Below are 25,279 nucleotides of genomic sequence, written 5' to 3' on the forward strand. Positions count from 1 at the left end.
TCCCGGATCTCCGCTTTGTGCCTCTCCGGGATGGCGCGGTGGGTGGATCGACTCTGCGGCACATCTCGCCCACCTCATTTGAATCGGATGCGGATTGGTTGGGTGCTTCCCCCTTTGCAGCGAAGGGCGAAGCAGGTATGGGCCTTGGAATAGGTTTTCAGCTGCCAAGGCTTTTCCATGCAGGACACCATTTTCGCCCTTTCCAGCGGTGCGCTTCCTTCCGGCGTCGCCGTGATCCGGTTGAGCGGGCCAGCAGCCTTTGATGCTCTCGGCGCTCTTTGCCAGTCCATGCCGCAACCCCGCCAGGCTGCTCTGAGGGTGCTGCGTGATCCGCAGACACAGGAGCCTCTGGATCAGGCGCTGGTACTGACCTTTCCCGGTCCGGCCAGCTTCACCGGTGAGGACGTCGTTGAGCTTCAGTGCCATGGTGGCCGTGCGGTGGTGGCTGCCGTCCTGAAGGCACTGGCAGACCTCCCCGGCATGCGGCCTGCCGAGCCGGGTGAGTTCACCCGCCGTGCTTTTGAGAAGGGCAGGCTGGACCTGACGGAAGTGGAAGGCCTTGCCGATCTCATCGCCGCGGAGACCGAAGCGCAGAGGCGTCAGGCGTTCCGGCAGATGGATGGTGCGTTGGGGCGGATCTATGAAGGCTGGCGCAAGCGGCTGGTTCACATGCGGGCGATGATCGAAGCGGACTTCGATTTTGCTGATGAAGAGGATGTACCGGGCAGTGTGTCTGATACGGTCTGGGCTGAGGCTGCCATTCTGAAGAGCGAAGTGGCCGACCATTTGAATCGGTCCCGTTCCGGTGAACGGCTAAGGGATGGTCTTCTGGTCGTGCTGATGGGCGCGCCGAATGCCGGCAAGTCGAGCTTGCTGAATGCTATCGCCGGGCGGGACGTGGCAATCGTCACCGAAGAGGCGGGCACCACACGTGACGTCATCGAGGTTCATCTTGATCTTGGAGGTTATCCTGTGACGCTGGCTGATACGGCCGGTCTGCGCAGTGGGGCAGGGCGTGTTGAACAGGAAGGCATCCGCCGGGCAACAGAGATGGGCCGGGCGGCCGACTTGATCCTCTGGGCGGTGGAACCAGGCGGTCCAATGCCTGATGATGGAGAGCAGGGGGTGCCGGAGGCGATCCGGACTGAATCGGTTCCGGTCTGGACCATCTCCACAAAGGCTGATCTTGAGACTCTTTCGAAACGAGACTCTTCCGGAACGACACAGGAATTTCCTGTATCCGTTACCAAAGGTACGGGTCTTGATGGCCTGTTCAAGGCCCTCGAACGTTTTGCTTCGGATACGTTTGGGAGCGGGGAAGCGGCCCTGGCAACCCGGGAGCGGCACCGTCATTACCTCATCGAATGCCTGTCTGCCCTACAGGACGCGGTCAGCCGGGATCATCTTCCGGCTGAACTCCGGGCCGAGGATCTGCGGCGCGCTGCTGATGCACTGGGGCGAATTACTGGCCGGATCGATGTGGAAGATCTGCTGGATGTGATTTTCCGGGAGTTCTGCATCGGAAAGTGAACTGAAGTGTTTCACGTGAATCCGGTTCGGCTCCGGTTTCGATCAATGCTTCAGCCTGTTTCACGTGAATCACCTCTTCCCTGAAATGCGCTCTGAGGGTGTTTCACGTGAATCATATCTGAGCCGTGATGGATGTTTCACGTGAATCCATCCGGGTGGTTCTGACCTGATTCACGTGAAATAGCTTTGACCCTGAAGGGGTGATTTCCGTATAAGGAAGTCAACTGGCTGGTTTGTTTTTCTGATGGCCTCTGATCTGGGGTTGCTGTTGCTGGCCGTGAATTTCTTCTGTCTGGTGATCGCCGCAGGCGGGTGCAGTATGTGTCCGCCCGGGATCGGGATTTGAATGGTTATGGATCAGTCTCTGACCTTTGATGTTGTGGTGATTGGCGGCGGGCATGCGGGCTGTGAGGCCGCTGCTGCCTCGGCGCGTATGGGTGCGCGTACGGCGCTGGTGACTCACAAGTTCGAGACTATCGGCGTCATGTCCTGCAATCCGGCGATTGGCGGACTTGGCAAGGGGCATCTCGTCCGGGAGATCGATGCGCTGGATGGTCTTATGGGTCGGGTCGCAGACCGGGCAGGGATCCAGTTCCGGATGCTCAATCTGCGCAAGGGTCCTGCTGTGCGTGGTCCTCGCGCTCAGGCCGACCGGAAGCTCTACCGGGTGGCCATGCAGGAAGAGATCCGTGCGATCCCGAACCTGACGGTGGTGGAAGGCGAGGCGCATGGCCTTGAGACTTCGGAAGGCCGTGTCTCAGCCGTGACACTGGCTGATGGCCGCCGGATCGTTTGCGGTGCGGTGGTGCTGACCACCGGCACCTTCCTGCGCGGGCTCATTCATATCGGTGACCGGAAGATCCCGGCGGGCCGGGTGGGGGAACAGCCGGCGATGGGTCTTTCCGCTTCGCTGGAAGCCATCGGCTTTGCGCTTGGCCGACTGAAAACAGGTACGCCCGCACGGCTCGATGGTCGCACCATTGACTGGTCCCGGCTGGAAGAACAGCCCGGCGATGACAAGCCGGTGCCATTCTCGACGTTGACAGCAGCAATCACCACGCCGCAGGTGCCATGCCACATCACCCGCACCACGGAAGAAACGCATCGCATCATCCGCGAGAACCTGCACCGCTCCGCCATGTACTCGGGCGAGATCAAGGGCAGGGGGCCGCGTTACTGCCCGTCCATCGAGGACAAGATTGTCCGCTTCGGTGACCGTGACGGACATCAGATTTTCCTGGAGCCGGAAGGGCTGGATGATCATACGATCTATCCGAACGGCATTTCCACCTCGCTGCCGGAAGATGCCCAGCATGCCTTCCTGCGGACGATCCCCGGTCTGGAAAAGGTCGAGGTGCTGCAGATCGGTTATGCCATCGAATATGATCACGTCGATCCGCGAGAGCTGAAGACGACGCTGGAAGCCAAGCGTTGCGAGGGGCTGTTTCTGGCGGGTCAGATCAATGGCACCACCGGCTATGAAGAGGCAGGCGCGCAAGGTCTGCTCGCCGGTCTCAACGCCGCGCTCGTGGCTTCAGGCGGTTCACGTGACTTCGTGGTGGACCGGGGGCAGGGCTACATCGGCGTGATGGTTGATGATCTCGTCACCCGGGGAATTACGGAACCCTACCGCATGTTCACCTCGCGGGCAGAGTACCGTCTCTCGCTGCGTGCTGACAATGCGGACCAGCGCCTGACACCTGCAGGTCTTGATCTGGCATGCATCGGCAGCGCCCGCAGTGAGGCATTTGCTGCCAAGCTCGCCAAGCTTGATGCGGCCCGCGAGCTGATGCAGGGTCTGACCGTAACCCCGTCGCAAGCGGCAAAGCATGGCTTGCCGGTCAATCAAGACGGAGTGCGGCGCAGCGCCTTTGATTTGCTGGCCTATCCGGACATGACTATTGACCGGCTCTTCGGTGTCTGGCCAGAGCTGGCAGGTGTTGAACCTGCCATTGCCGAGCAGGTGGCGACGGATGCTCTCTATTCAGTCTATCTCGACCGGCAGGCCGCTGACATTGCCGCCCTGCGCCGGGATGAGGCACTGGCCATTCCCGAGGACTTTGATTTCTCCGTGCTTGCCGGGCTGTCGAATGAGATCCGGCAAAAGCTCGAACTTGTCCGCCCCGGCACATTGGGGCAGGCGGCACGCATGGATGGTATGACGCCTGCTGCACTGACGTTGCTTTTGTCTCAGGTGAAGCGGCATGAACGCCGCGGCGCTGCTTGAAGGACCTGTGGAAATGCCTGTGAAGAACCTGAGGGATGGTCCGCAGAGCCTCGGCCAGTTTATTGCTGTTTCACGTGAAACTGAAGAACGGCTGAAAATCTATGTGGATCTTGTGCTGCGCTGGCAGCCAGCCCAGAACCTGATCGCTCCATCGACCATTCCGGAAATCTGGCGGCGGCATGTTGCGGACAGTCTGCAGCCGCATCTCTGCCGTCCGCAGGCAAAGCGCTGGGTGGACCTTGGCAGCGGGGCAGGTTTCCCGGGCATCGTCACGGCTATCCTGCTGGCGGATGTGCCTGATGCCCATGTCTATTTCGTCGAGAGCAATCAGCGCAAGGCAGCCTTCCTGCGCACGGCTTTGCGCGAGACCGGATCGAAGGGCACGGTGATGCCGCAGCGGATCGAATCGGTGGCGCAACAATGGCCCCATGGCAAGGTGGATGCGGTTTCCGCCCGGGCACTGGCTTCATTGTCCGAGCTTCTGGACTATTCCTATCCCTTCCTTGCGGATGGGGCGGCTGCCGTTTTCCACAAAGGGCGCGATTTTCAGCGGGAGATTGATGAAGCGTCTCACGCCTGGAGTTTTGATCTGGTAGAACGGACCAGTCTCATTGATCCTGAGAGCCGCATGCTGACCCTCTCCAGCGTGTCGCCCCGATCCATCGAGGCCGGTTCCATCAAGGAAGGATCCCACGGATGAGCAGGCTTCCTGAATTGCCGCGCGTGCTGGCTTTGGCCAATCAGAAGGGCGGTGTGGGCAAGACCACGACTGCCATCAACCTCGGCACCGCGCTGGCCGCAATTGGCGAACGTGTTCTGGTGATCGACCTTGATCCGCAGGGCAACGCCTCGACCGGACTTGGCATTGACCGCCGTGACCGGAATCTGTCGACCTATGATGTGCTCTGCGGCGATTGCTCGCTGGAAGAGGCGGTGAAGGAAACTGCGGTGCCGCGCCTCTGGGTCGCGCCGTCCACGATGGACCTTCTCGGCCTTGAGCTGGAAATCGCCTCCAGTGCCGACCGTGCCTACAGGCTGCGCAAGGCGATCGAGCGATTTGCAACATCGGCGCTGTTTGCGGAGATGAAGTTCACCTATGTGCTTGTGGACTGCCCGCCGTCGCTGAACCTGCTGACGATCAATGCCCTGTCGGCGTCGCACTCCATCCTGGTGCCGTTGCAGTGCGAGTTCTTCGCGCTTGAAGGTCTGTCGCAGCTGCTCTCCACGGTGGAGCAGGTGCGCAATGCGCTGAACAACGAGCTAACCATTCATGGCATCGTGCTGACGATGTATGACAGCCGCAACAACCTCTCCAGTCAGGTGGTGGCGGATGTGCGCGAGACGATGGGCGATGCGGTCTATGAGACCATTATCCCGCGCAACGTGCGCATTTCCGAAGCTCCGTCCTACGGCAAGCCGGCGCTGCTTTATGATCTGAAATGCGCAGGCAGTCAGGCCTATCTGCGCCTTGCATCCGAGATCATCCAGCGCGAGCGGGAGCTGCGGAAGGTGGCAGCCTGAGTCTGACGGCACAGGCTTGAAGGTTTCATGGAACGCGGAGCAAAGCCCCGGTGAGGGCAGGGCCCGCGTTCTTTCATTCATATGATGTGACGCGCAAGCGGAGAAGACCAATGGCGGAAGAAGGCGGACGCAACAAGCGGCTGGGGCGTGGGCTCGCAGCCCTGATCGGTGACGCAGGCATTGCAACGGCCGCGGAACCGGCAGCAAGAAGCGCAGAGAACGCGCCGCCGCGCGACTCACGCAAGGTGCCGGTCGAGTTTCTGGAGCCGAACCCGCGCAACCCGCGCAAGACCTTTGTCGAGAAGGATCTGACGGAACTCACTGACTCCATCCGGGAGAAGGGTATCATCCAGCCGATCCTCGTGCGTCCGGCGGCCGGCAAGCCGAACCATTTCGAGATCATCGCCGGTGAACGCCGCTGGCGTGCCGCACAGCGGGCAGGTCAGCATGAAGTGCCGGTGATCATCCGCGACATCACCGATCAGGAAGCCCTGGAGCTGGCGATCATCGAGAACGTGCAGCGTGCCGATCTCAATCCCATCGAAGAGGCACTCGGCTACGAACAGCTGACGGCCGAGTTCAACTACAGTCAGGGCACGCTCGCCAAGCTGATTGGCAAGAGCCGCAGCCATGTGGCTAATACCCTGCGCCTGCTGAAGCTGCCGAACGCAGTTAAGGATTATCTGTCCGAAGGCCTGATTACCGCCGGTCACGCCCGGGCTCTGATCACGCTGGATGACCCGTCTGCGCTGGCTGAACTGATCGTGGAAAAGGGCCTGTCGGTGCGTGAGGCCGAGAAACTGGCGCAGGATCCGGAAATCCTCTCCAAGCTCTCTGGCCCCAAGGATCCGGTGACCCGGGCCGAGAAGGATGCGGATACCCGCGCTCTTGAGAAACGCCTTACGGATACGCTGGGCCTCAAGGTTGCGATCGGCCACAAGCCGGGCAAGGATGCGGGCGAATTGAAGATCAAATATGCTTCACTGGAACAGCTGGACGAGCTGTGCCGGAAGCTTGGCATCGAGACGCGTTAACAGGCGTTAACGAAATCGAATCGGAAGCGGTCCGGATGCCAATCCGGGCCGTTTTGCGTTTTGGAGACAGATCAGCGGCGCGAGGCGCTGCGGGCGCGGGCGACGCGGGCAAGCGTCAACAGCGTTTCGGACAGAACCGGCATGCCGATCCGGTCGTTGAGACGGGCGGTGCGCATGGTTTCGGCAAGCCGCGTCATGGCCCGTTCCAGATCGGGTGCGGCCCAGATGGAAAGCTGGCGCGTGAGGGCCGCCTTGCGCTTGAAGAACACCGGCGGCTTGACGTTCTCGATGATATTGGCGGCCTGTCCGCCTGCATCCACGTCAGCCCGCAAGCGGTGCAGCCACTGGAAGTGGCCAAGCACCTGGCCGGCGATGACTGAGGCATTGCTGCCCGCAGCTTCCAGCCGTTCCAGACCGTGATCAAGGGCAGCAAGATCACCGCCTGCTGCCGCATCAATCAACTCTGAAAGTTCGAAGGAAGAAGCATCACCAATGATGGCTTCGATGTCGTCCGTCTCGATACGGCCCTTGCCGAGGGCATAGAGGCAGAGCTTGCGCAATTCGCCCCGGCTGGCCATCCGGTCACCGCCCAGCAGTCCGTGCAGGCTCTGGCGTGCTTCACGGCTGATGGTGAGCCCGGCAAGGCGCGTTTCCTCGTCTATGAGCGCTTCCAGGTCGCGGGCGGTGTCGGCATAGCAGGGAATGGCGACTGCGCGCTTGTCGGCCTCGAAAAGCTTGCGCAGACCCGTTCCCTTCTTCAGGTCTCCGGCTTCGATGATGACCACTGCCGGACAGTCGGTGAGAGCAAGAACCGGCGTAACGGCCGGAGACAGGTTTCTGCCGCCACCATCCTTCACCCAGATGGTGCGTTTGCCGCCGAACAGGGGAATGGTCAGAGCCTCGTCGATCAGACGATTCGGGTCTGAAACGATGTCGCCAGCGTCGATCTTGGCGAGACTGAAGGGATCGTTGTTGCCGTCGCTGACGGCAGCCACAAGGGCCTGGGCCCGTTCGGACACCAGGCCCGTGTCCGGGCCATAGACAAGGATCGCGTGGACGCTGGCCGGCGGTTTGGAAACAAACCTGTCAATGTCACCGGCCTTGAGCGCAACCACGGAAACCTGTCCTTACTTGCGCGTGGCGAAATAGCCCGCGATACGGGCGGTCATGTCCTGAGCCACTTCCTTGGCTGCACGCTCTTCCGCGTCGCGCTGTGCCCGGATGTTGGCAAAGCGCTGGCTGGAGAAGTCGTAAGAGGTGGTGGCAAAGGACTTGCCTGTCATCAACGTGCGGTCTGTCGCCTTGTCATAAAGAACGAAGGTGACATTCATGGTCAAGGACAAGGCAGCCGGAACATCGGCCAGCTGTTCGATACCAACAGTGGATATGGACGTGTTGCCAACCATCTCAAGACGATACGACTTGGCCGAAGCGGCATTGCCGCGCCCGAAATTGAACATGAGTTCGGTCAACAAAACGCGGCGGGTCGTCTCCGTCAGGGTGTCGATCGGCCGGATCTCGATGGCTGCGAGCTCATTTTGGACCGAAGACGCTGTAGCGGCATCTCCGGGGGTGAGGCTGCCATAGAGCGGTCGCACCTGGCAGCCGCCCAGAAGGGCGGCGCCGGCAACGAGCAGGGCAATGGTCAGTTTGGTGCCGACAGTGCGGCCAGAGGCGTTAGGCAACGACATTCACGATCCTTTGCGGCACCACGATGATCTTGCGGGGCGGGCGCCCTTCGAGCGCCTTCTGGACGAAATCCTGAGCCAGAGTAGCTGCTTCGACCACCTCGTTGGAAGCGTCTCGTGCAACGGTGATCTCGCCCTTCTTCTTGCCGTTGATCTGGATCGGCAGGACGATGCTGTCTTCGACGAGCAGGCTTTCGTCCACGGCCGGCCAGCTGGCTTCGGCAACAAGGCCGGTGTGGCCCAGTTCCTTCCAGCATTCCTCGGCCAGATGCGGCATCATCGGGGCCATCATCATCACGAGGCATTCGGCAGCTTCACGCGAGGCCCAGGACACGTCCTCGAAGGTGAGGCCGCCATGCACCGTCTTGCCGATCTGGTTGACCAGCTCATAGATGCGGGCGACGGCGCGGTTGAAGGACAGGGTCTCGATGTCCTTCGACACGGCTGCCAGCGTCTTGTGTGTGGCACGGCGCAGCTCCAGCGCGGCATCGCTGAACTCGGGCGCCGTGCTGCTCCGGGCCGGGGTCGCTGCAATCTCACCCACAAGGCGCCAGACGCGCTGAACGAAGCGCCAGGCTCCCTGAACGCCTTCCTCGGTCCAGATCACGTCACGCTCGGGAGAGGAATCCGACAGCATGAACCAGCGGGCCGTATCGGCACCGTAGGTTTCGATGATGTCGGTCGGGTCCACCGTGTTCTTCTTCGACTTCGACATCTTCTCGATGGAGCCGATGGTAACCGGCGCGCCGGTAGCAATTTCCACGGCGCTGCGCTCGGAACCTTCCATGAAGCGGATCTCGGCCGGGCTCAGCCACTTGCCTTCCGCGCTCTTGTAGGTCTCGTGCGTCACCATGCCCTGCGTGAAGAGGCCTTTGAACGGCTCCTTCAGATCCAGCGCGCCCACCTTCTGCATCGCGCGGGTGAAGAAGCGCGAGTAGAGCAGGTGCAGGATCGCATGCTCGATGCCGCCGATATACTGGTCCACCGGCAGCCAGCCATTTGCGGCAGCTGGATCGGTCGGCTGATCGCAGTGCGGAGCTGTGAAGCGGGCGAAATACCAGGAGCTGTCCACGAAGGTGTCCATGGTGTCCGTTTCGCGCCGTGCCGGCTTGCCGCATTTCGGGCAGCTGCAGTCACGCCAGGTCGGGTGACGGTCCAGCGGATTGCCCGGCTTGTCGAAATTGATGTCGTCCGGCAGCTTGACCGGCAGGTTCGCATCGTTCTCCGGTACCACGCCGCAATCATCGCAGTGGATGACCGGGATCGGGCAACCCCAGTAGCGCTGGCGCGAGATGCCCCAGTCGCGCAGGCGGTAGTTCACCTGACGGGCGGCCTGAGGTGCGCCATCGACCTCAATGGCTTCCAGCTTCTTCGCAACCGTATCCTTGGCTTCCGCGATGCTGAGACCATCCAGGAAACCGGAATTGAAGATGGTGCCGTCATCCGTGTAGGCCACATCGGCGACGGTGAAGCTTGATGCATCCGCGTCCTTCGGCAGCACCACGGGGCGCACCGGCAATCCGTATTTGCGGGCAAAGTCGAGATCGCGCTGGTCATGGGCGGGGCAGCCGAAGATGGCGCCGGTGCCGTAGTCCATCAGGATGAAGTTGGCGATATAGACCGGCAGCTCGATGGAGGCATCCAGCGGATGCTTCACGCGCAGGCCCGTGTCGATGCCCTTCTTCTCTGCTGTCTCGATCGCTTCTGCCGAAGTGCCGATGCGGCGGCACTCCTCGATGAAGGCTGCAATCTGCGGATTGCTTTCCGCGATCTTTGCGGAGACCGGATGATCCGGTGACAGGCCCATGAAGGACGCACCGAACAGCGTGTCCGGACGGGTGGTGAAGATTTCGAGGGTCTTGTCACCGGTCGGGGCAGGGGTGCTGAATTCGAAGCGGACGCGCAGGCCTTCCGACTTGCCGATCCAGTTCTTCTGCATCAACCGGACCTTCTCCGGCCAGCGGTCGAGCGTGTCGATCGCTTCCAGCAGATCCTCGGAGTAATCGGTGATCTTGAAGAACCACTGGGTCAGCTCGCGCTGCTCGACCAGGGCGCCGGAGCGCCAGCCGCGACCGTCGATCACCTGCTCGTTCGCCAGCACGGTCATGTCGACCGGATCCCAGTTCACCTTGGACTTCTTGCGGTAGACGAGGCCGGCTTCGAGGAATTTCAGGAACAACCGCTGCTGCTGGGTGTAATATTCCACGTCGCAGGTAGCGAACTCGCGGCTCCAGTCCAGCGACAGGCCCATGATCTTGAGCTGGCCGCGCATGAAGGCGATGTTTTCGTAGGTCCAGTCCTTGGGATGGACATTGTTCTGCATGGCTGCGTTTTCGGCCGGCATGCCGAAGGCGTCCCAGCCCATCGGGTGCAGAACGTTGAAACCCCTGGCGCGCTTGTAGCGGGCCACAACGTCACCCATGGCATAGTTGCGCACATGGCCCATGTGGATGCGGCCGGACGGGTAGGGGAACATTTCCAGCACGTAGTATTTCTCGCGCGGATCGTCGTTGGACGTTTTGAACACGTCCTTCTCGTCCCACAGCTTCTGCCAGCGTGCTTCCACTTCGCGCGCGTTATAGCGTTCCGTTGCCATCAATTCCGCCGTTTCAACCCTTGCGCCAGAAGGCGCATGAACCAAGAACCCGCGCGCGGTCAGCGCGCAAACCGTAAATTTACGCGCTGAGGAGCGCGCAAACCAGATGATTGCGCGCCGGGAGGCGGCGCACAAACCAAAAACATCTCTGCGGGACTGTCACCAGAAATTCCCTCATGGGTCAACACGGTTGGCAGGAAAAGCGGCTTATTTCGCTGATGCGTCAGGCGGTGGCTCTGCTCAACTCTTGAAACTGACCTTGTGCGCGCCCTATACCATGGCCGCACCGGCATCCCTTCGGCCCCTTCCCCTCGCATTCAGGATCATGACATGGCTCACAGCGCTGTCACCCAGCTCAACGAAGTGCTCTCTGGTATCCGCGAGGCAGAAGCCGCCCATGACCGTGCCGCCGGCAGCGTTTGTCTTGTCGCCGTGTCCAAGACCTTCGAGGCCGAACATATCCGCCCGGTGCTGGACGCCGGCCAGCGTGTCTTCGGCGAAAACCGGGTGCAGGAAGCCATGGGCAAGTGGCCGCAACTGCGGACGGAATATGATGGCATTGAGCTGCATCTCATCGGGCCGCTGCAGTCCAACAAGGCGAAGGAGGCGGTTGCCACCTTTGATGTCATCCACTCCATCGACCGGGAGAAGATCGCCCGGGCGCTGAAGGGCGAGATGGCGGCGCAGGGCAGGGATTTGCCATGTTTCATTCAGGTCAACACCGGAGAAGAGCCGCAGAAGGCCGGTATTGCGCCAAAAGAGACGGATGATTTCATCCGCCTGTGCCGGGAAGAAATTGGCCTCAACGTGATCGGTCTGATGTGCATTCCCCCGTGGACGAAGCGCCTGGCCCCCATTTCGCGCTCCTGGAAAAGATCGCCCGCCGCAACGGCCTTACGCAGCTTTCCATGGGCATGTCGTCCGACTTCGAGATTGCTGTTTCCTTCGGCGCGACCCATGTGCGTGTCGGCTCGGCCATCTTTGGCGGAAGGGCCTGATTTGCCCGTATCTGCCCCGGAAGACGCGGCATCTTGTATCAATTCTGCTGCAAGTGACGGCAGTCTCTACGAAAGTTCGAGCGATCCCGTATAGACCTGCCTGCATCACGGCAGCATAATGCGCCCGGAATGCGGGCTGCCGCCAAGAGCATGCCCGCCTGTTTTATCCTGGGAGGAAGGCATGTCGGATAACGTTTTTCCGGTTCCGGCCGAAGTCGCATCGCGTGCGCTCGCCGATAACGCCAAATATCTGGAAATGTACCGGAAATCGGTTGATGACCCTGCTGGCTTCTGGGGGAGCACGGCAAGCGCATCGACTGGATCAAGCCCTTCAGCAAGGTCAAGAATACCTCTTATGACCCGCACAATGTCTCGATCAAATGGTTCGAGGATGGCACGCTGAATGTCTCGGCCAACTGCATCGACCGCCATCTGGAAAAGCGCGGTGATCAGCCGGCCATTATCTGGGAAGGCGATGATCCGGCGGATCATAAGGTCATCACTTACAAGGACCTGCACCGCGAAGTCTGCACCTTCGCCAATGTGCTGCTGGCCCATGGCGTCAAGAAGGGCGACCGGGTCACCATCTACCTGCCGATGATTCCGGAAGCGGCCTATGCGATGCTGGCCTGCGCCCGCATTGGCGCGGTTCATTCCATCGTCTTTGGCGGCTTTTCGCCGGACAGCCTGGCGCAGCGCATTGCCGACTGCAAGTCCACCTGCCTGATCACGGCCGACGAAGGCCTGCGCGGCGGGCGCACCGTGCCGCTGAAGGTCAATGCCGACAGGGCTGCCGATAAGGCACCTGTGAATACCATGATCGTGGTGAAGCGCACGGGCGGCTCTGTTGCCATGACCAGTGGCCGCGATGTCTGGTATCATGAGGAAGCAGCCAAGGTTTCGGCCGAAAACACCCCGGCAGAGATGAATGCGGAAGATCCGCTGTTCATCCTCTACACCTCCGGCTCCACCGGCAGCCCCAAGGGCGTTCTGCACACCAGCGGCGGCTACCTCGTCTATGCATCGATGACGCACCAGTACGTCTTCGACTACCACGACGGCGATATCTATTGGTGCACGGCGGATGTGGGCTGGGTCACCGGCCACAGCTACATTGTCTATGGCCCGCTGGCCAATGGCGCCACGACGTTGATGTTCGAGGGTATCCCGACCTATCCGAACGCAGGCCGCTTCTGGGATGTGGTGGACAAGCACAAGGTCAACATCTTCTACACCGCACCGACGGCGATCCGCTCGCTCATGGGGGCAGGGGACGAGCATGTTACCCGTACCTCACGCGAGAGCCTGCGCCTGCTTGGGTCCGTGGGAGAGCCGATCAATCCGGAAGCCTGGATGTGGTACTACAATGTGGTTGGCGATAAGCGCTGCCCGATCGTTGATACCTGGTGGCAGACGGAAACCGGCGGCATCCTGATCACGCCGCTTCCGGGCGCAACGCCGCTGAAGCCAGGTTCGGCAACGCGGCCCTTCTTTGGCGTCCAGCCGGCGGTGGTCGATGCGGAAGGCAACATTCTGGATGGGGCGACGGAGGGCAACCTCGTCATCCTCGACAGTTGGCCCGGCCAGATGCGCACGGTCTATGGCGACCATGACCGCTTCGTGCAGACCTACTTCTCCACTTACAAGGGCATGTATTTCACCGGCGATGGCTGCCGCCGCGATGCGGATGGCTATTACTGGATCACAGGGCGCGTTGATGACGTGATCAACGTGTCCGGCCACCGGATGGGTACGGCTGAGGTGGAAAGCGCGCTGGTGGCCCATCCCAAGGTCTCTGAGGCGGCGGTTGTCGGTTATCCGCACGACATCAAGGGGCAGGGCATCTACGCTTATGTCACGCTGATGGCGGGTGAGGAGCCTAGCGAGGCGCTGCGCAAGGAGCTGGTGGCGCATGTGCGCAAGGAAATCGGCCCGATTGCCTCGCCCGATCTCATCCAGTTTGCCCCCGGCCTGCCGAAGACCCGCTCCGGCAAGATCATGCGCCGCATTCTGCGCAAGATCGCCGAGGACAGCTTCGAGAACCTGGGTGATACGTCCACTCTCGCCGATCCGGCAGTGGTGGATGATCTGATCGAGAACCGGCAGAACCGGGCCTGATCCTCTCCGGCATACTCAGTCTTTGTCCTGAACGCACCAAGGGCCCGCAATGCGGGCCCTTTTGCTGCGTCTTTTCCCAGTCTGCTGGTCACTTCGACAGGAAAATCGACTGAATTTGTCTGGCGATGTTTGAGAAGGCCTTGATCAAGGTCTCTCCGTCAGTTGCCTTGAAGTAAGTCGTTGCCTCGTTGGTGGCGCAATATTTCATCAGCCTTTCGGAAGAAGGCAATGAGCCTGAACTGTTCTGGAAAAGAACGGTATAGATCGTGATCTTATTTTCCTTCATAGCGTCGCAGAATTTTCTTGCGCGAACAGCTGGAGGGTCGTCGTAGGTCGCATTTTCATAATACTGTCCCAGCCAATATTTCTTGGCAGACCAGCTACATCCGTTGTTTATCGTTTCGTACAGCCAATAGTATCCAGGCCTTGTATCGTGGTAGCTCCAACCTTGATAGCCATTGTACCAATTGTAGCCAGACCTGTCTTGGCATTGGTTTCGTGTCAGAGATACCTTGTCATAGAAGTCATTGAAGTCACCATCTGTCATGATGAGTGCGATTTTTTTGACCTTGTTGCTGCCATAGGCGCTTGGTGCGCTGGCTGATGGCCAGAGGTTCGACCAGTTTGGCGACAGGGTGTACCAGCCCCAGGCAATTCCGGTCTGGCCCGCAGTGCCGCCGCTGGCAACCAGGTTCTTGATGGCTGTCTCCAGGCTGCCAGCGGAGCTTGTCAGGGGCAGAAGTGGCGAGCCGGAGGAGCAGGCGTTGGATCCGCCACCGAAAAACTCCGAGTTTTTGTCGTTATAGTTATAGGCTGCATCGGTAAATTGTTTCGGGCCCATGCGCTCCGTCACACAATTCGCTCCAAGGGAGGCCCCATTTGTGACGGTTTTAGCCTTGTCGCCGAGATTTACACCCTGGCTATAGGGAACAAGCGAAATGCGGACCTTTGAACGGGAATTGCTGTCCTGTTCCGCAAGAAGAATCTTCACAACACTATTGGCTGCCGTTTCCAAGGTATCCATGTCGTTTGACATGGAGCCGGTAACGTCCAGGATCAGTGCCAGTTCTACGTCGAACCTGGAGTAGGTGGACTGCGATGAGGACCGCACGGGTATTGTTTCCGGGCCAATACCACCAATTGAGACGAAGTACGTGCCGATCGTTCCGGTGACATCGGCGGTGATGATGCCCTCTGCCGGATTGAGTGTGTAGGTCAGATTTGCCAGCTGGACGTTGTCCACGCCTGTCGACGTCAGGTTGGCGTTGAATGCGGACTCCAGCGCGGATTTGATCTGGCTGTCTGTGAGAACGGTGGTTGAAAGCTGACGGGCAACGCTCAAGACGGCAGCATCCAGCGCATTTGTGACTGCACTGCGCACAATGATCGCCCGGCCATAATCGGCCCCGGAACCAGCAATCACAATCATGATGACGATCAAAAAAGCCGCCAGAGGCAGGATGGAGCCGTCATTTTTCCGGCCAAACTGGCTCATCTGCCGCAGAAGCTGGCGGATCCTGGATCTGCACATGTATGAACTCCGAAGGTTTTCAGGAGTTCATATTCATCAGAAACTGTTTCCCAACACTAAAATTGTAGTCAATTGGGACTTAAAGTCGAACCTTGGTTTACGAGCGTTTAAGCAGCTTGGTCAGCGGTAAATAGTATCTGTTTACGGCTCCAGTTCCGTATCCCAGTACAGAAAGTCGAGCCAGCTTTCGTGCAGATAGTTTGGCGGAAAACCGCGGCCGTTGTTGTGCAGGTCCTGAATGGAGGGTCTGAACGGCATGTGCATCGGCCACATGTCCAGCTGTTCGCAGGACTTGTTCGACTTGCGCAGATTGCAGGGAGAGCAGGCGGTGATCACGTTTTCCCAAGTGGTCTGGCCGCCCCGGCAGCGTGGGATCAGGTGATCGAAGGTCAGATCCTCGCGGGAACCGCAATACTGACACTGGAATCGGTCGCGCAGGAAAACGTTGAAGCGGGTGAAGGCCGGGTAGCGCGACGGTTTGACGAAGGTCTTCAGCGAAACCACGCTGGGTAATCGGAACTCGAAACTCGGACTTCGGACCGTGGTCTCGTATTCCGACACGATGTTCACCCGGTCGAGGAACACAGCCTTGATGGTGTCCTGCCACGACCAGAGTGACAGGGGATAATAACTTAAGGGCCTGTAGTCCGCATTCAGCACCAAGGCCGGATGGGCGCCCGATGGTACGGCTATCGTCACCTTCGGCTCCTTGTCTCTCAAGGTACCGGCACCGCAGACCCGATGCCGGGCTCTACCTCTACATGCGAGACATATAGTAGTGCCGGTGTGACACTCTTGTGAAGCCTGTAAAAGTGCCGCAGTGCCGAAGATGGAGATGCCGCCTTACTGCGCTCCATCTGGTCATCAACTACCTGAAATCAAAAGAGCTTCGCGTTTCAAGGGAAAAGCCGGGAAAGGATTTTGGCCAAAAGAAAACGGGCGCCGTGCGGGGCGCCCGTCCACTTGTTTCGAGGCTGTTCGAATCAGCGCTTCTGCCAGTCGCGGATGTCGACGAAATGGCCTGCGATGGCAGCGGCTGCAGCCATGGCCGGAGAGACCAGATGGGTGCGGCCCTTGAAGCCCTGACGGCCTTCAAAGTTGCGGTTCGAGGTCGAGGCGCAACGCTCGCCCGGCTGCAGCTTGTCGGCGTTCATGGCAAGGCACATGGAGCAGCCCGGCTCGCGCCATTCGAAACCGGCAGCCTTGAACACCTTGTCCAGGCCTTCAGCCTCAGCCTGTTCCTTCACGAGGCCGGAGCCCGGAACGACCATAGCCTTGATGCCGTCCTTCACCTTGCCGTTGCCGATCATGGCAGCCGCAGCGCGCAGATCCTCGATGCGGCCGTTGGTGCAGGAGCCGATGAAGACGACATCGACCGGAATGTCGGTCATCTTCGTGCCCGGCGTCAGGCCCATGTATTCCAGCGCGCGCCACTTGGACTTGCGGGTGTTCTCGTCGGCGATGTCATCCGGGTTCGGCACGACGCCGGTCACGGAGATCACGTCTTCGGGGAGGAGCCCCAGGTGACGATCGGGGGCAGGTTGGCGGCGTCCAGCTTCACCACCTTGTCGAAATGCGCGCCCTCGTCGGTGTGCAGCGTCTTCCAGTAGGAAATCGCGCGCTCCAACGCTTCGCCCTTCGGAGACTTCGGACGGCCCTGGATATAGGCGAAGGTGGTTTCATCCGGCGCGATGAGGCCAGCGCGGGCGCCGCCTTCGATCGACATGTTGCAGATGGTCATGCGGCCTTCCATGGACAGCGAGCGGATGGCTTCGCCTGCATATTCCATGACGTAACCGGTGCCGCCGGCAGTTCCGATCTCACCGATGATGGCAAGAATGATGTCCTTGGCGGTGACGCCTTCCGGCAGCTTGCCGTCCACCTGGACGAGCATGTTCTTGGCCTTCTTCTGGATCAGCGTCTGGGTGGCCAGAACGTGTTCCACTTCGGAAGTGCCGATGCCGTGCGCCAGCGCACCGAACGCGCCGTGGGTGGAGGTGTGGCTGTCGCCGCAGACGATGGTCATGCCGGGCAGGGTGAAGCCCTGCTCGGGGCCAACGATGTGCACCACGCCCTGGCGGTGATCCAGCTCGCTGTAATATTCGATGCCGAATTCAGCGGCGTTGTCAGCCAGCGTCTGCACCTGCAACGCGGATTCCGGATCGTCGATGCCCTGGCTGCGGTCGGTCGTCGGCACGTTGTGGTCGACGACGGCCAGCGTCTTCTCCGGACGGCGCACCTTGCGGCCGGTCATGCGCAGGCCTTCGAACGCCTGCGGGCTCGTCACTTCGTGGACGAGGTGGCGGTCGATGTAGAGCAGGCAGGTGCCGTCTTCCTGGGTGTCGACCACATGGTCATCCCAGATCTTGTCGTAGAGCGTTCTCGGCTTGGTCATCGGGGTGTCTCCTGAAACCGGGCGGGGCCTTGATCATCCGCCGTGGCGGTCCTGCCCCTTGTCCCTTGCACGGATTGGCCGTTTCCAGCCTGTTCCGGTCTTGCCTCTTCAATGCCCCGAAGCAACATGGGGGTCAATATGCTTCGCAGTCCGCCACTCTTGAGCTTTGTTCAAGTGGCGCCGTGCTGCGGGCTTGAAAGCTGGCAAAAGAAAGGCGGCCCGAAGACCGCCTTTCAGAAATCTGCGATGCAGCGCCGGTCTTATTCGGCGGAAGCAGCAGCAGCTGCAGCAGCAGCGGCCTCAGCAGCAGCAGCCTTCTCGGCGGCGGCAGTTGCCTTGGCAGCAGCGACTTCAGCGCGGGCTTCTTCGTTGAGGCGCTTGGCGCGGACGTTGGTGGCCTCGACGATACGGGCCGACTTGCCGCGACGGTCACGCAGGTAGTAGAGCTTGGCGCGGCGGACCTTACCGCGGCGGACGACTTCAACGCTCTCGATCATCGGCGAGCAGGCCGGGAACACGCGCTCCACGCCTTCACCGTAGGAGATCTTGCGCACGGTGAAGCTCTCGTTGATGCTGCCGCCGGAACGGGCGATGCAGACACCTTCGTAAGCCTGGGTACGGGTGCGGTTGCCTTCGGTCACCTTGACGTTGACCTTGATGGTGTCGCCCGGAGAAAATTCGGGGAGCTTGCGGACGGCTTCGACCTTTGCCTTTTCTTCCGCGTTCAGCTGTTCGATCAGGTTCATGGCATATTTCCCTTGTCAGTTTTCAAAGACAGCCAGAGCGTCCAGCCCACATGATGTGGAAAGGACGGGGTTCACCGTCTTCGGGCCATGTTGGAGATACCCGGCTGTCCGCAGGATCGCGCAAAAGCAATGCGCGGCGCACAGAACCGGCCACAACGGCTGGCTCCTTACAGGAAGACGGATGCCTTGTCATGTAGAATCTGGAAAAACCGGCTGAAAAGCCGCGTTCGCCCGCCAGTCCTTTGCCCGTCAGTCCTTCGCCTGATGGGCCGCCCAGAGATCCGGCCGCCGCTCCCGCGTCAGCCGCTCGGCTTCCGCCTTGCGCCATTCGTTGATCTTGCGGTGGTTGCCGGATGTTAGAACCTCGGGAATGGGCATGCCCTCGAATTCGGCGGGCCTTGTGTAGTGCGGGTGTTCCAGAAGTCCCGTCTCGAAGCTCTCGGTCTCGCCGCTTTCCTGATTGCCCATCACGCCCGGCAGAAGCCGCACGATGGCATCCAGCACGGTGATCGCGGCAATCTCGCCGCCTGAGAGGATGTAGTCGCCGATGGAAACTTCCTCGAGATGGCGTGAGTCGATCACCCGCTGATCAATGCCTTCAAAGCGGCCACAGATGATGATCGCACCGGGACCACCGGCCAGTTCCCGTACCCGCCTTTGCGTCAGCGGCTTGCCGCGCGGGCTCATCAGCAGGCGCGGGCGGGTGTCGCCGGGCAGGGTGGCGGCATCAATCGCTGAGGCCAGAATGTCTGCCCGCAGCACCATGCCTGCGCCGCCGCCGGCGGGCGTGTCATCCACGGAGCGGTGCTTGTCTGTGGCATGATCACGGATCTGCCGCGCTTCCAGCGACCAGGTGCCCTCCTTCAGCGCCCGGCCGGACAGACTGATGCCGAGCGGGCCGGGAAACATTTCCGGGTAAAGGGTCAACACGGTCGCGGCAAAGCTCATCGCGGGTTCCTGTTCCTGCGGGTCGGATGTCCTGCGGCTGCTATGCGACGAAACGCCGGGCTTTGCAACGGTGGCGCTGTTTGCGGAATTCCAGCAAGAGAGTGTCAACCATGGTTGCAGGTTTGCCGCATCGCGCAAAGGGACCTTAACATCTGCCGCCGACACTGGGGCGATCAAGACCGGAGATTGCCCGTGCCCCGCATCCGCTTCCGCCTGCCGCATATCGTCGCCTACTATGTGGACCGGGATTATCTCGACATATCACTCAGCCGGGTGCTGCCGCTGGCGGCGCTCTGCGTCTTTGGGCTGCTGACGGGGGTGATCTTCAATCACGGCCTGCAGCATCCCTATGACAAGCTGCTGCATCTTGGCTTCTACGGTCTGCTGACCCTGTCGATCCACGCGTTCTTCTGCTGCCGCCTGCGTATCTCCGCGGTTGCTGCCGTGGCGCTGGGCTTTGCCGGTGAGGGGGTGCAGATGTTCATTCCCGGCCGCGAAGCATCGTTCATGGACGGGGTCGCCAACGGGATCGGTGTGGTCATCGTCGTGGCTGCCATCGTGCTGTGGCGCATGGAAAGCCGGAAGATCGACACGGAAGTGCAAGCGGATGAGACGGAAGGCTTCGGAGAGCTTCAGCCCATCCGGTTGTCATCATCCCCGTCATCGCGCGGGGTCTCGGACAGGTAACCGTCCGGAATCGCGGTGACGACACGGCGATCGGCCATGCTGACTTCGGGCACGAAATCCCGTGTGAAGGGAATGTAGAACGAACGGCCTCTTGCGGGGCGCAGTTCCAGAAGGTCACCGGCGCCAAAATTCTGTACCATCACCACCTTGCCGACGGGATTTCCGTCTGCATCCACGGCATCCATGCCGATCAGGTCTGAATGGTAGAATTCGTCTTCTTCCGTCTCGGGAAGACGGTCGCGCGGGATGTAGAGCTCCAGCCCATTGAGGGCTTCAGCCGCGTTGCGGTCGCCGATCTCCTTGAACTTGGTGACGACGACAGTTTTCTGCACGCGGGCTTTGGAGACGGTGAAGCGGCGGGAGCCGTCGGCGGTCTCCAGAACGCCATAATCCGTGAAGGAGAGCGGATCATCGCCAAAAGGCTTGACCCGCACTTCCCCACGAATGCCGTGGGCGGCGCCAATCACGGCCATCAGGACCTTGTTTTCAGGAGCTTTCGTCATTGCCGGGCTTCCTGTGTCCCAAGGCTGATGTCACGCATGGCGCTGCCCGCAGTTTGCATTACTCGGAAGCTTCAGCTGCGGCAGCAGCAGCTTCTTCGGCCTTCTTCTTGGCAGCGGCAACCTTCTCGGCAGCCTTCTTGCCCATCTCGGCCTTCTTCGGGTTGTTGCGGGCTTCACGCTTCATGAGGCCAGCTTCGTCCAGGAAGCGGGCGACGCGGTCGGTCGGCGTTGCGCCGTTGGCGAGCCAGTGCTTGACGCGGTCGATGTCGAGCACGACGCGCTCTGCGGAGTCCTTGGAAACCATCGGGTTGTAGGAGCCGACCTTCTCGATGAAGCGGCCGTCACGCGGAGCGCGGACGTCAGCAACGACGATGCGGTAGTAAGGACGCTTCTTGGCGCCACCACGGGCGAGACGGATTTTCGTAGCCATTTGAGTTTCTCCAGTTGTTCAGTTGCCGTTCGAGGCGGCAATGGCTTCGTGATGCCGGATGACTTCCTTGACGATGAACGCCAGGAATTTCTCGGCAAAGTCAGGATCGAGATTGGCATCGGCAGCAAGGCGCCGCAGCCGCTCGATCTGAATCTGTTCGCGCGCCGGATCAGCGGCCGGCAGCGCATGAGTGGCCTTGAGGTGGCCCACCTTCTGGGTGCACTTGAAGCGCTCGGCCAGCATGTGGATCAGCGCGGCATCAATATTGTCGATCGAGGCGCGCAGAGCGCGCAGCTCGGTCATGGCAGGGGTTTCGCCGAGCTGGGTGTCGGCGGCGGTCTTCTGCAGATCGTTCATCGCTTCTTGCCCTTTCCTCCAAGGCCGGGGAAACCGCCCATGCCGCCAAGGCCAGGAAGCTTCGGCAGACCGCCGAGGCCGCCCATGCCGCCAAGACCCGGAGGCAGGCCGCCGGGCATGCCGCCTGCGCCGCCATCGGGCATGCCCTTGAGCAGGTCACCGGCACCGGGGATCTTGCCGCTCTTGGCCAGTTCTTCCAGCTGCTTCGGATCGATATTGGGCATGCCGCCGGCCATGCTGCCGCCGAGTGCGCCCATCATCTTGCCAAGCATGCCCTTGTTCTTGCCCATCATTTTCATGACGTCGGCCATCTGGCGGTGCATTTTCAGCAGCTTGTTGACCTCAGCCACATCGACGCCCGAACCGGATGCAATGCGCTTCTTGCGGCTGGCCTTGAGGATGTCGGGCTTGCGGCGCTCGCCGGGGGTCATGGACTGAATGATGGCGATCTGGCGCTTGAACATGCGCTCGTCGATATTCGCCGCATCCATCTGCTTCTTGAACTTGGAAATGCCTGGCAGCATGCTCATCATGCCTGACATGCCGCCGAGCTTTTCCATCTGCTTCAGCTGGTCGGCCAGATCTTCCAGATCGAAATTGCCCTTCTGGAGTTTGGCCGCCATCTTCGCGGCCTTTTCCGCGTCGATGGCTTCGGCAGCCTTCTCCACCAGCGAGACAATGTCGCCCATGCCGAGAATGCGGTCGGCGATGCGGCGGGGATGGAAGTCTTCCAGCGCGTCGGATTTTTCGCCCGTACCGATCAGCTTCACGGGCTTGCCGGTGACCGCACGCATGGACAGGGCCGCACCACCGCGGCCGTCACCATCCATACGGGTCAGCACGATGCCGGTGATGCCGACGCGCTCGTCAAAGCTGGTGGCAAGGTTCACCGCATCCTGACCGGTGAGGAGTCTGCGACCAGCAGGATTTCATGCGGATTGGCTGCGGCCTTGACCTCGGCCATCTCCAGCATCAGCGATTCATCGATGTGAATGCGGCCGGCGGTGTCGAGCATGACAACATCGTAGCCGCCGAGGCGCGCGGCCTGAATGGCACGGCGGGCAATCTCCACCGGTCCCTGACCGGCGACAATCGGCAGCGTGTCGACGCCGTTCTGCTCGCCAAGAACCTTCAGCTGCTCCTGTGCCGCCGGGCGGCGCGTGTCGAGCGAGGCCATCAGCACCTTGCGCTTGTCGCGCTGGGTCAGGCGGCGGGCGATCTTGGCGGTGGTGGTCGTCTTGCCCGAGCCCTGCAGGCCGACCATCATGATGGCGACAGGGGCGGGGGCGTTGATGTCAATCGGGTCAGCGTCAGAGCCGAGCATCTCCACGAGCTGGTCGTGAACGATCTTGATGACCATCTGGCCCGGAGTGATCGACTTGACCACATCGGCGCCGACGGCACGGCTGCGCACCTTGTCGGTGAAGGAACGGACAACGGGAAGGGCAACGTCAGCTTCGATCAGCGCGCGGCGAACCTCACGCATGGCCTCGTTGACATCAGCCTCCGACAGCGCACCACGGCCGGTGAGCTTGTCGAGAATGCCACTGAGGCGCTCCGACAGACTTTCAAACATGGCGCTCGTCCTTTCGTGTTGCGGTCCTGCCCCGGCTTAATGTGCCGGTGCCCCTCCATCTAAGGTGCGGCCATCCCGATCTCCAGCCTTGAGCCAAGGAAACCTTGCGCAAAGCAGTTTGACACCCGGGGGCGCATCGCGCTGCCGGGTGTTGACCTCCGGGCGCTCTTTATACCTTTGCGGGTCCCGGTCGGCTGATCATGTCTGGCGTCACTTTCGTGAAGTGCGCCGGACATACAGCGGAAATGGCAAGCGAGTCAAGGAATGCACGGCATCGGCGCAAAATTCCGCGCTCTTTGGATCAAATGTTCTTTATTTGTTCTTTCTCGAGGCGTAAGGTCCGGAAGGTTCCAACGGGAGGCCACCATGAATTTCTACATTACCCTCGGCACACGTGATCTGGCGGCATCCGTCGCCTTTTATGATGCGGTACTGGCAACGGTTGGCTGGGCGTCCCATGCGCAGTTTCCCGGCTGGCAGGGATATTCGAAAGGTGGCAAGGGCGAAGGCGTCACCGTTTGGATCTGCGAGCCCTTCAACGGTGAACCGGCTTCGGCCGGCAATGGCACGATGGCGGCTTTTCCCGCTGCCTCACCGCAGGAAGTCGATGCCTTCTACGCTGCTGCAATGGCGCATGGGGGCGTGGATGAGGGAGCAGCCGGTCCGCGCCCGCATTACGGGCCAGACTGGTATGCAACCTATCTTCGTGATCCCTCCGGCAACAAGATTGCGGCCGTCTTCAACGGCTGAGGTCGAGGGCTGACCGTCCCGCCTACAGGTCCTCCGCACAGGTCTTGCTGCCGGCAAGGCTTGAAATCGCCGCCGGAACAGGGAACATGCGCGTCAGGCACAGGGAAGGGTACAGCTTCCCAGCCTTTACGCTGCCCTGTCCGGCCAGTCATCAGGGCCTATTACGGTCCGTGATGACTGCTGGCGAAAGAGACACGATGGATTTTCGCGCTGTAATCCTGCCGATTGGCAGACTGCTGATCATAGTTGCCCTATTCATGATCCCACCTGCGATTGCCGATCTGATCGAAGGCAATCCGGACTGGGTCGTTTTTGCGACCTCTGCCACCATTCTGGTGTGCGTCGGCGCATTGATCTCGGCAGCGCTGGACCGGCAGGAGTTCAGGTTCCGGCCGCGGGAAACCTTCATCTTCGTCAATGCGGCCTGGCTTGCCTTCAGCTTTGCCGGTGCCATTCCGCTCTATGCAAGCGGCATCGGCCTGACCATGGCAGATGCCTTCTTTGAAGCGGCTTCGGGCCTGACGACAACCGGTTCCACGGTCATCACGGGTCTCGACAACATGCCGCCTGGGATCCTGCTCTGGCGCGGCCTGCTGCAATGGATCGGCGGCATCGGCATCGTCGTGATTGGTATCTGGCTGCTGCCGGGTCTCCGGGTCGGTGGGTCGCAGCTTTTCGCCATCGAATCATCGGAGAAGACCAGCAAGCCCTATGGCCGGATCGAGCCCTTCATTCTCCGGCTGCTGTCGCTCTATCTTCTGCTGACCGTTTTCTGCGGGCTGCTCTACTATCTTGCCGGCATGTCAGCCTTCAACGCACTGATACATGCGCTGACAACGGTATCTACCGGCGGTTTTTCCACCTCCGACAGTTCGATTGCCCAGTTCAACAGCATGGCCATTCTCTGGATCGCCATTGTCTTCATGACCTTGTCGAGCCTGCCGTTTCTCTATCTGATCAAGCTTGCGGAGCGGCGCGAGTCACCTCATCCGCAGCAGGTACGTTTCTTTCTTCTGCTGATCCTGGTGGTCAGCTTTGTGGTCTTTGTCGGCGTTCGGGACCGGGTAGATACCGAGCCCTTCACGCTTTTCACGCACGCGATGTTCAACGTCGTGTCGGTGGTCACGACCACGGGATATGCCAGCACCGACTATCTTCTCTGGGGCAATTTCGCGATCGTGCTGTTTTTCCTGCTGACTTTCGTCGGCGGCTGTTCCGGTTCCACCGCAGGCGGCTTCAAGATCTTCCGGATCCAGATTCTGCTCAGCTCGATCCGTGCGCTTCTGAAGCGCGCGGTTCATCCCCACCGCATCATCGAGCCGCGATTTTCCGGCGCGCCGGTCACTCCCAGCGTCATGGAAGGCGTTTTCGTCTTTTCCATTCTCTATGCAGGCACATTCGGGGTGTTTGCGGTCATCTACGCCATGATCGGCCTCGACCTTGAAACTGCCATCAGCGCCTCGATTACGGCGCAGGCGAATGTGGGGCCCGGCATCGGGCCGCTGATCGGCCCGTCTGGCACGTTCAGCCAGTTGCCCGACAGCGCCAAATGGCTGCTCGGCTTCCAGATGATCCTAGGCCGTCTGGAACTCATCGGCGGGTTGCTAGTGTTCAGCCCGGATTTCTGGCGCGAGACCTGAACCC

18 protein-coding genes and 4 pseudogenes are annotated in these 25,279 nt (G+C 60.7%); 10 read left to right on the forward strand and 12 right to left on the reverse strand.

All coding sequences use genetic code 11. The features are described 5' to 3' along the window. Positions 1-177 precede the first annotated feature (177 nt). The 5 genes from mnmE (at position 178) to ACQB61_RS19310 (ending at position 6,312) form a co-directional block, all read left to right on the forward strand. Positions 178-1,530, forward strand: a complete 1,353-nt coding sequence (gene mnmE / locus ACQB61_RS19290; protein WP_430513933.1) for a tRNA uridine-5-carboxymethylaminomethyl(34) synthesis GTPase MnmE — start codon at positions 178-180, stop codon at positions 1,528-1,530. A 346-nt stretch (positions 1,531-1,876) separates the two neighbouring features. Beyond that, entirely contained in the window at positions 1,877-3,757 is a 1,881-nt protein-coding gene (gene mnmG / locus ACQB61_RS19295; RefSeq protein ID WP_430513934.1) for a tRNA uridine-5-carboxymethylaminomethyl(34) synthesis enzyme MnmG, read from the forward strand. Further along, on the forward strand, positions 3,735-4,457 hold the full coding sequence (gene rsmG / locus ACQB61_RS19300; RefSeq protein ID WP_430513935.1) for a 16S rRNA (guanine(527)-N(7))-methyltransferase RsmG: 723 nt from the start codon (positions 3,735-3,737) through the stop codon (positions 4,455-4,457). Before mnmG ends, rsmG begins: the two co-directional genes overlap by 23 nt. Beyond that, entirely contained in the window at positions 4,454-5,278 is an 825-nt protein-coding gene (locus ACQB61_RS19305) for a ParA family protein (RefSeq protein ID WP_430513936.1), read from the forward strand. Before rsmG ends, ACQB61_RS19305 begins: the two co-directional genes overlap by 4 nt. 110 nt (positions 5,279-5,388) lie before the next feature. Further along, the gene (locus ACQB61_RS19310) at positions 5,389-6,312 is read left to right on the forward strand and encodes a ParB/RepB/Spo0J family partition protein (RefSeq protein WP_430513937.1); all 924 of its coding nucleotides are present in this window, start codon (positions 5,389-5,391) and stop codon (positions 6,310-6,312) included. Between the two features lie 71 nt (positions 6,313-6,383). Here ACQB61_RS19310 and holA read toward each other — a convergent pair whose 3' ends face one another. Genes holA through leuS form a run of 3 tightly spaced genes read right to left on the reverse strand, consistent with a single transcriptional unit; the run spans position 6,384 to position 10,596 of the window. Further along, the gene (gene holA / locus ACQB61_RS19315) at positions 6,384-7,427 is read right to left on the reverse strand and encodes a DNA polymerase III subunit delta (RefSeq protein ID WP_430513938.1); all 1,044 of its coding nucleotides are present in this window, start codon (positions 7,425-7,427) and stop codon (positions 6,384-6,386) included. A 12-nt stretch (positions 7,428-7,439) separates the two neighbouring features. Continuing rightward, entirely contained in the window at positions 7,440-8,003 is a 564-nt protein-coding gene (gene lptE, locus ACQB61_RS19320) for an LPS assembly lipoprotein LptE (RefSeq protein WP_430513939.1), read from the reverse strand. Beyond that, positions 7,990-10,596 carry a leucine--tRNA ligase gene (leuS, locus tag ACQB61_RS19325; protein WP_430513940.1) on the reverse strand — a complete coding sequence of 869 codons (2,607 nt, stop codon included), beginning with the start codon at positions 10,594-10,596 and terminating at the stop codon, positions 7,990-7,992. The genes lptE and leuS overlap by 14 nt, the downstream gene beginning before the upstream one ends. Before the next feature lie 330 nt (positions 10,597-10,926). On the opposite strand from leuS, the pseudogene ACQB61_RS19330 reads away from it, so the two are divergent. Then, positions 10,927-11,594 (forward strand): annotated as a pseudogene (locus ACQB61_RS19330) (YggS family pyridoxal phosphate-dependent enzyme). 181 nt (positions 11,595-11,775) lie between these two features. Continuing rightward, positions 11,776-13,712, forward strand: a pseudogene (gene acs / locus ACQB61_RS19335) (acetate--CoA ligase). Between the two features lie 88 nt (positions 13,713-13,800). Here acs and ACQB61_RS19340 read toward each other — a convergent pair. The 5 genes and pseudogenes from ACQB61_RS19340 to trmD form a co-directional block, all read right to left on the reverse strand. Continuing rightward, positions 13,801-15,207: a pilus assembly protein TadG-related protein gene (locus tag ACQB61_RS19340; RefSeq protein ID WP_430513941.1), complete on the reverse strand. Its 1,407-nt coding sequence runs from the start codon at positions 15,205-15,207 to the stop codon at positions 13,801-13,803. A gap of 177 nt (positions 15,208-15,384) precedes the next feature. After that, complete coding sequence (locus ACQB61_RS19345; RefSeq protein ID WP_026355668.1) at positions 15,385-15,942, reverse strand: HNH endonuclease; 558 nt, start codon at positions 15,940-15,942, stop codon at positions 15,385-15,387. Positions 15,943-16,226: 284 nt separating this feature from the next. Then, a pseudogene (gene leuC, locus ACQB61_RS19350) lies at positions 16,227-17,638 on the reverse strand (3-isopropylmalate dehydratase large subunit). Between the two features lie 260 nt (positions 17,639-17,898). After that, on the reverse strand, positions 17,899-18,384 hold the full coding sequence (gene rplS, locus ACQB61_RS19355; protein ID WP_430513942.1) for a 50S ribosomal protein L19: 486 nt from the start codon (positions 18,382-18,384) through the stop codon (positions 17,899-17,901). 249 nt (positions 18,385-18,633) lie between these two features. Continuing rightward, a complete protein-coding gene (gene trmD, locus ACQB61_RS19360) occupies positions 18,634-19,332 on the reverse strand; it encodes a tRNA (guanosine(37)-N1)-methyltransferase TrmD (RefSeq protein ID WP_430513943.1) in 699 nt (232 codons plus the stop codon). Positions 19,333-19,524: 192 nt separating this feature from the next. Between trmD and ACQB61_RS19365 the strand changes: the two genes are divergently transcribed. After that, positions 19,525-20,019 (forward strand): VanZ family protein, encoded by a 495-nt coding sequence (locus ACQB61_RS19365; RefSeq protein WP_430513944.1) that lies wholly within the window; start codon positions 19,525-19,527, stop codon positions 20,017-20,019. Here ACQB61_RS19365 and rimM read toward each other — a convergent pair. The 4 genes and pseudogenes from rimM to ffh all read right to left on the reverse strand — a co-directional run bounded on the left by rimM (position 19,965) and on the right by ffh (position 22,885). Beyond that, positions 19,965-20,522 (reverse strand): ribosome maturation factor RimM, encoded by a 558-nt coding sequence (gene rimM, locus ACQB61_RS19370; RefSeq protein WP_050474046.1) that lies wholly within the window; start codon positions 20,520-20,522, stop codon positions 19,965-19,967. The genes ACQB61_RS19365 and rimM overlap by 55 nt on opposite strands. Positions 20,523-20,580: 58 nt before the next feature. Continuing rightward, positions 20,581-20,952, reverse strand: coding sequence for a 30S ribosomal protein S16 (rpsP, locus tag ACQB61_RS19375; RefSeq protein WP_430513945.1), 372 nt, complete (start codon positions 20,950-20,952; stop codon positions 20,581-20,583). Between the two features lie 18 nt (positions 20,953-20,970). Then, a complete protein-coding gene (locus tag ACQB61_RS19380; protein ID WP_430513946.1) occupies positions 20,971-21,309 on the reverse strand; it encodes a chorismate mutase in 339 nt (112 codons plus the stop codon). Then, positions 21,306-22,885: pseudogene (gene ffh, locus ACQB61_RS19385) on the reverse strand (signal recognition particle protein). The gene ACQB61_RS19380 and the pseudogene ffh overlap by 4 nt, the downstream one beginning before the upstream one ends. Before the next feature lie 366 nt (positions 22,886-23,251). Between ffh and ACQB61_RS19390 the strand changes: the two are divergent. Beyond that, on the forward strand, positions 23,252-23,635 hold the full coding sequence (locus ACQB61_RS19390) for a VOC family protein (RefSeq protein ID WP_430513947.1): 384 nt from the start codon (positions 23,252-23,254) through the stop codon (positions 23,633-23,635). 197 nt (positions 23,636-23,832) lie between these two features. Further along, positions 23,833-25,275, forward strand: a complete 1,443-nt coding sequence (locus ACQB61_RS19395) for a TrkH family potassium uptake protein (protein ID WP_430513948.1) — start codon at positions 23,833-23,835, stop codon at positions 25,273-25,275. Positions 25,276-25,279: the final 4 nt, after the last annotated feature.

The sequence above is a fragment of the Pannonibacter phragmitetus genome (assembly GCF_050510895.1).
In the GTDB taxonomy this organism is placed as follows: domain Bacteria; phylum Pseudomonadota; class Alphaproteobacteria; order Rhizobiales; family Stappiaceae; genus Pannonibacter; species Pannonibacter phragmitetus_B.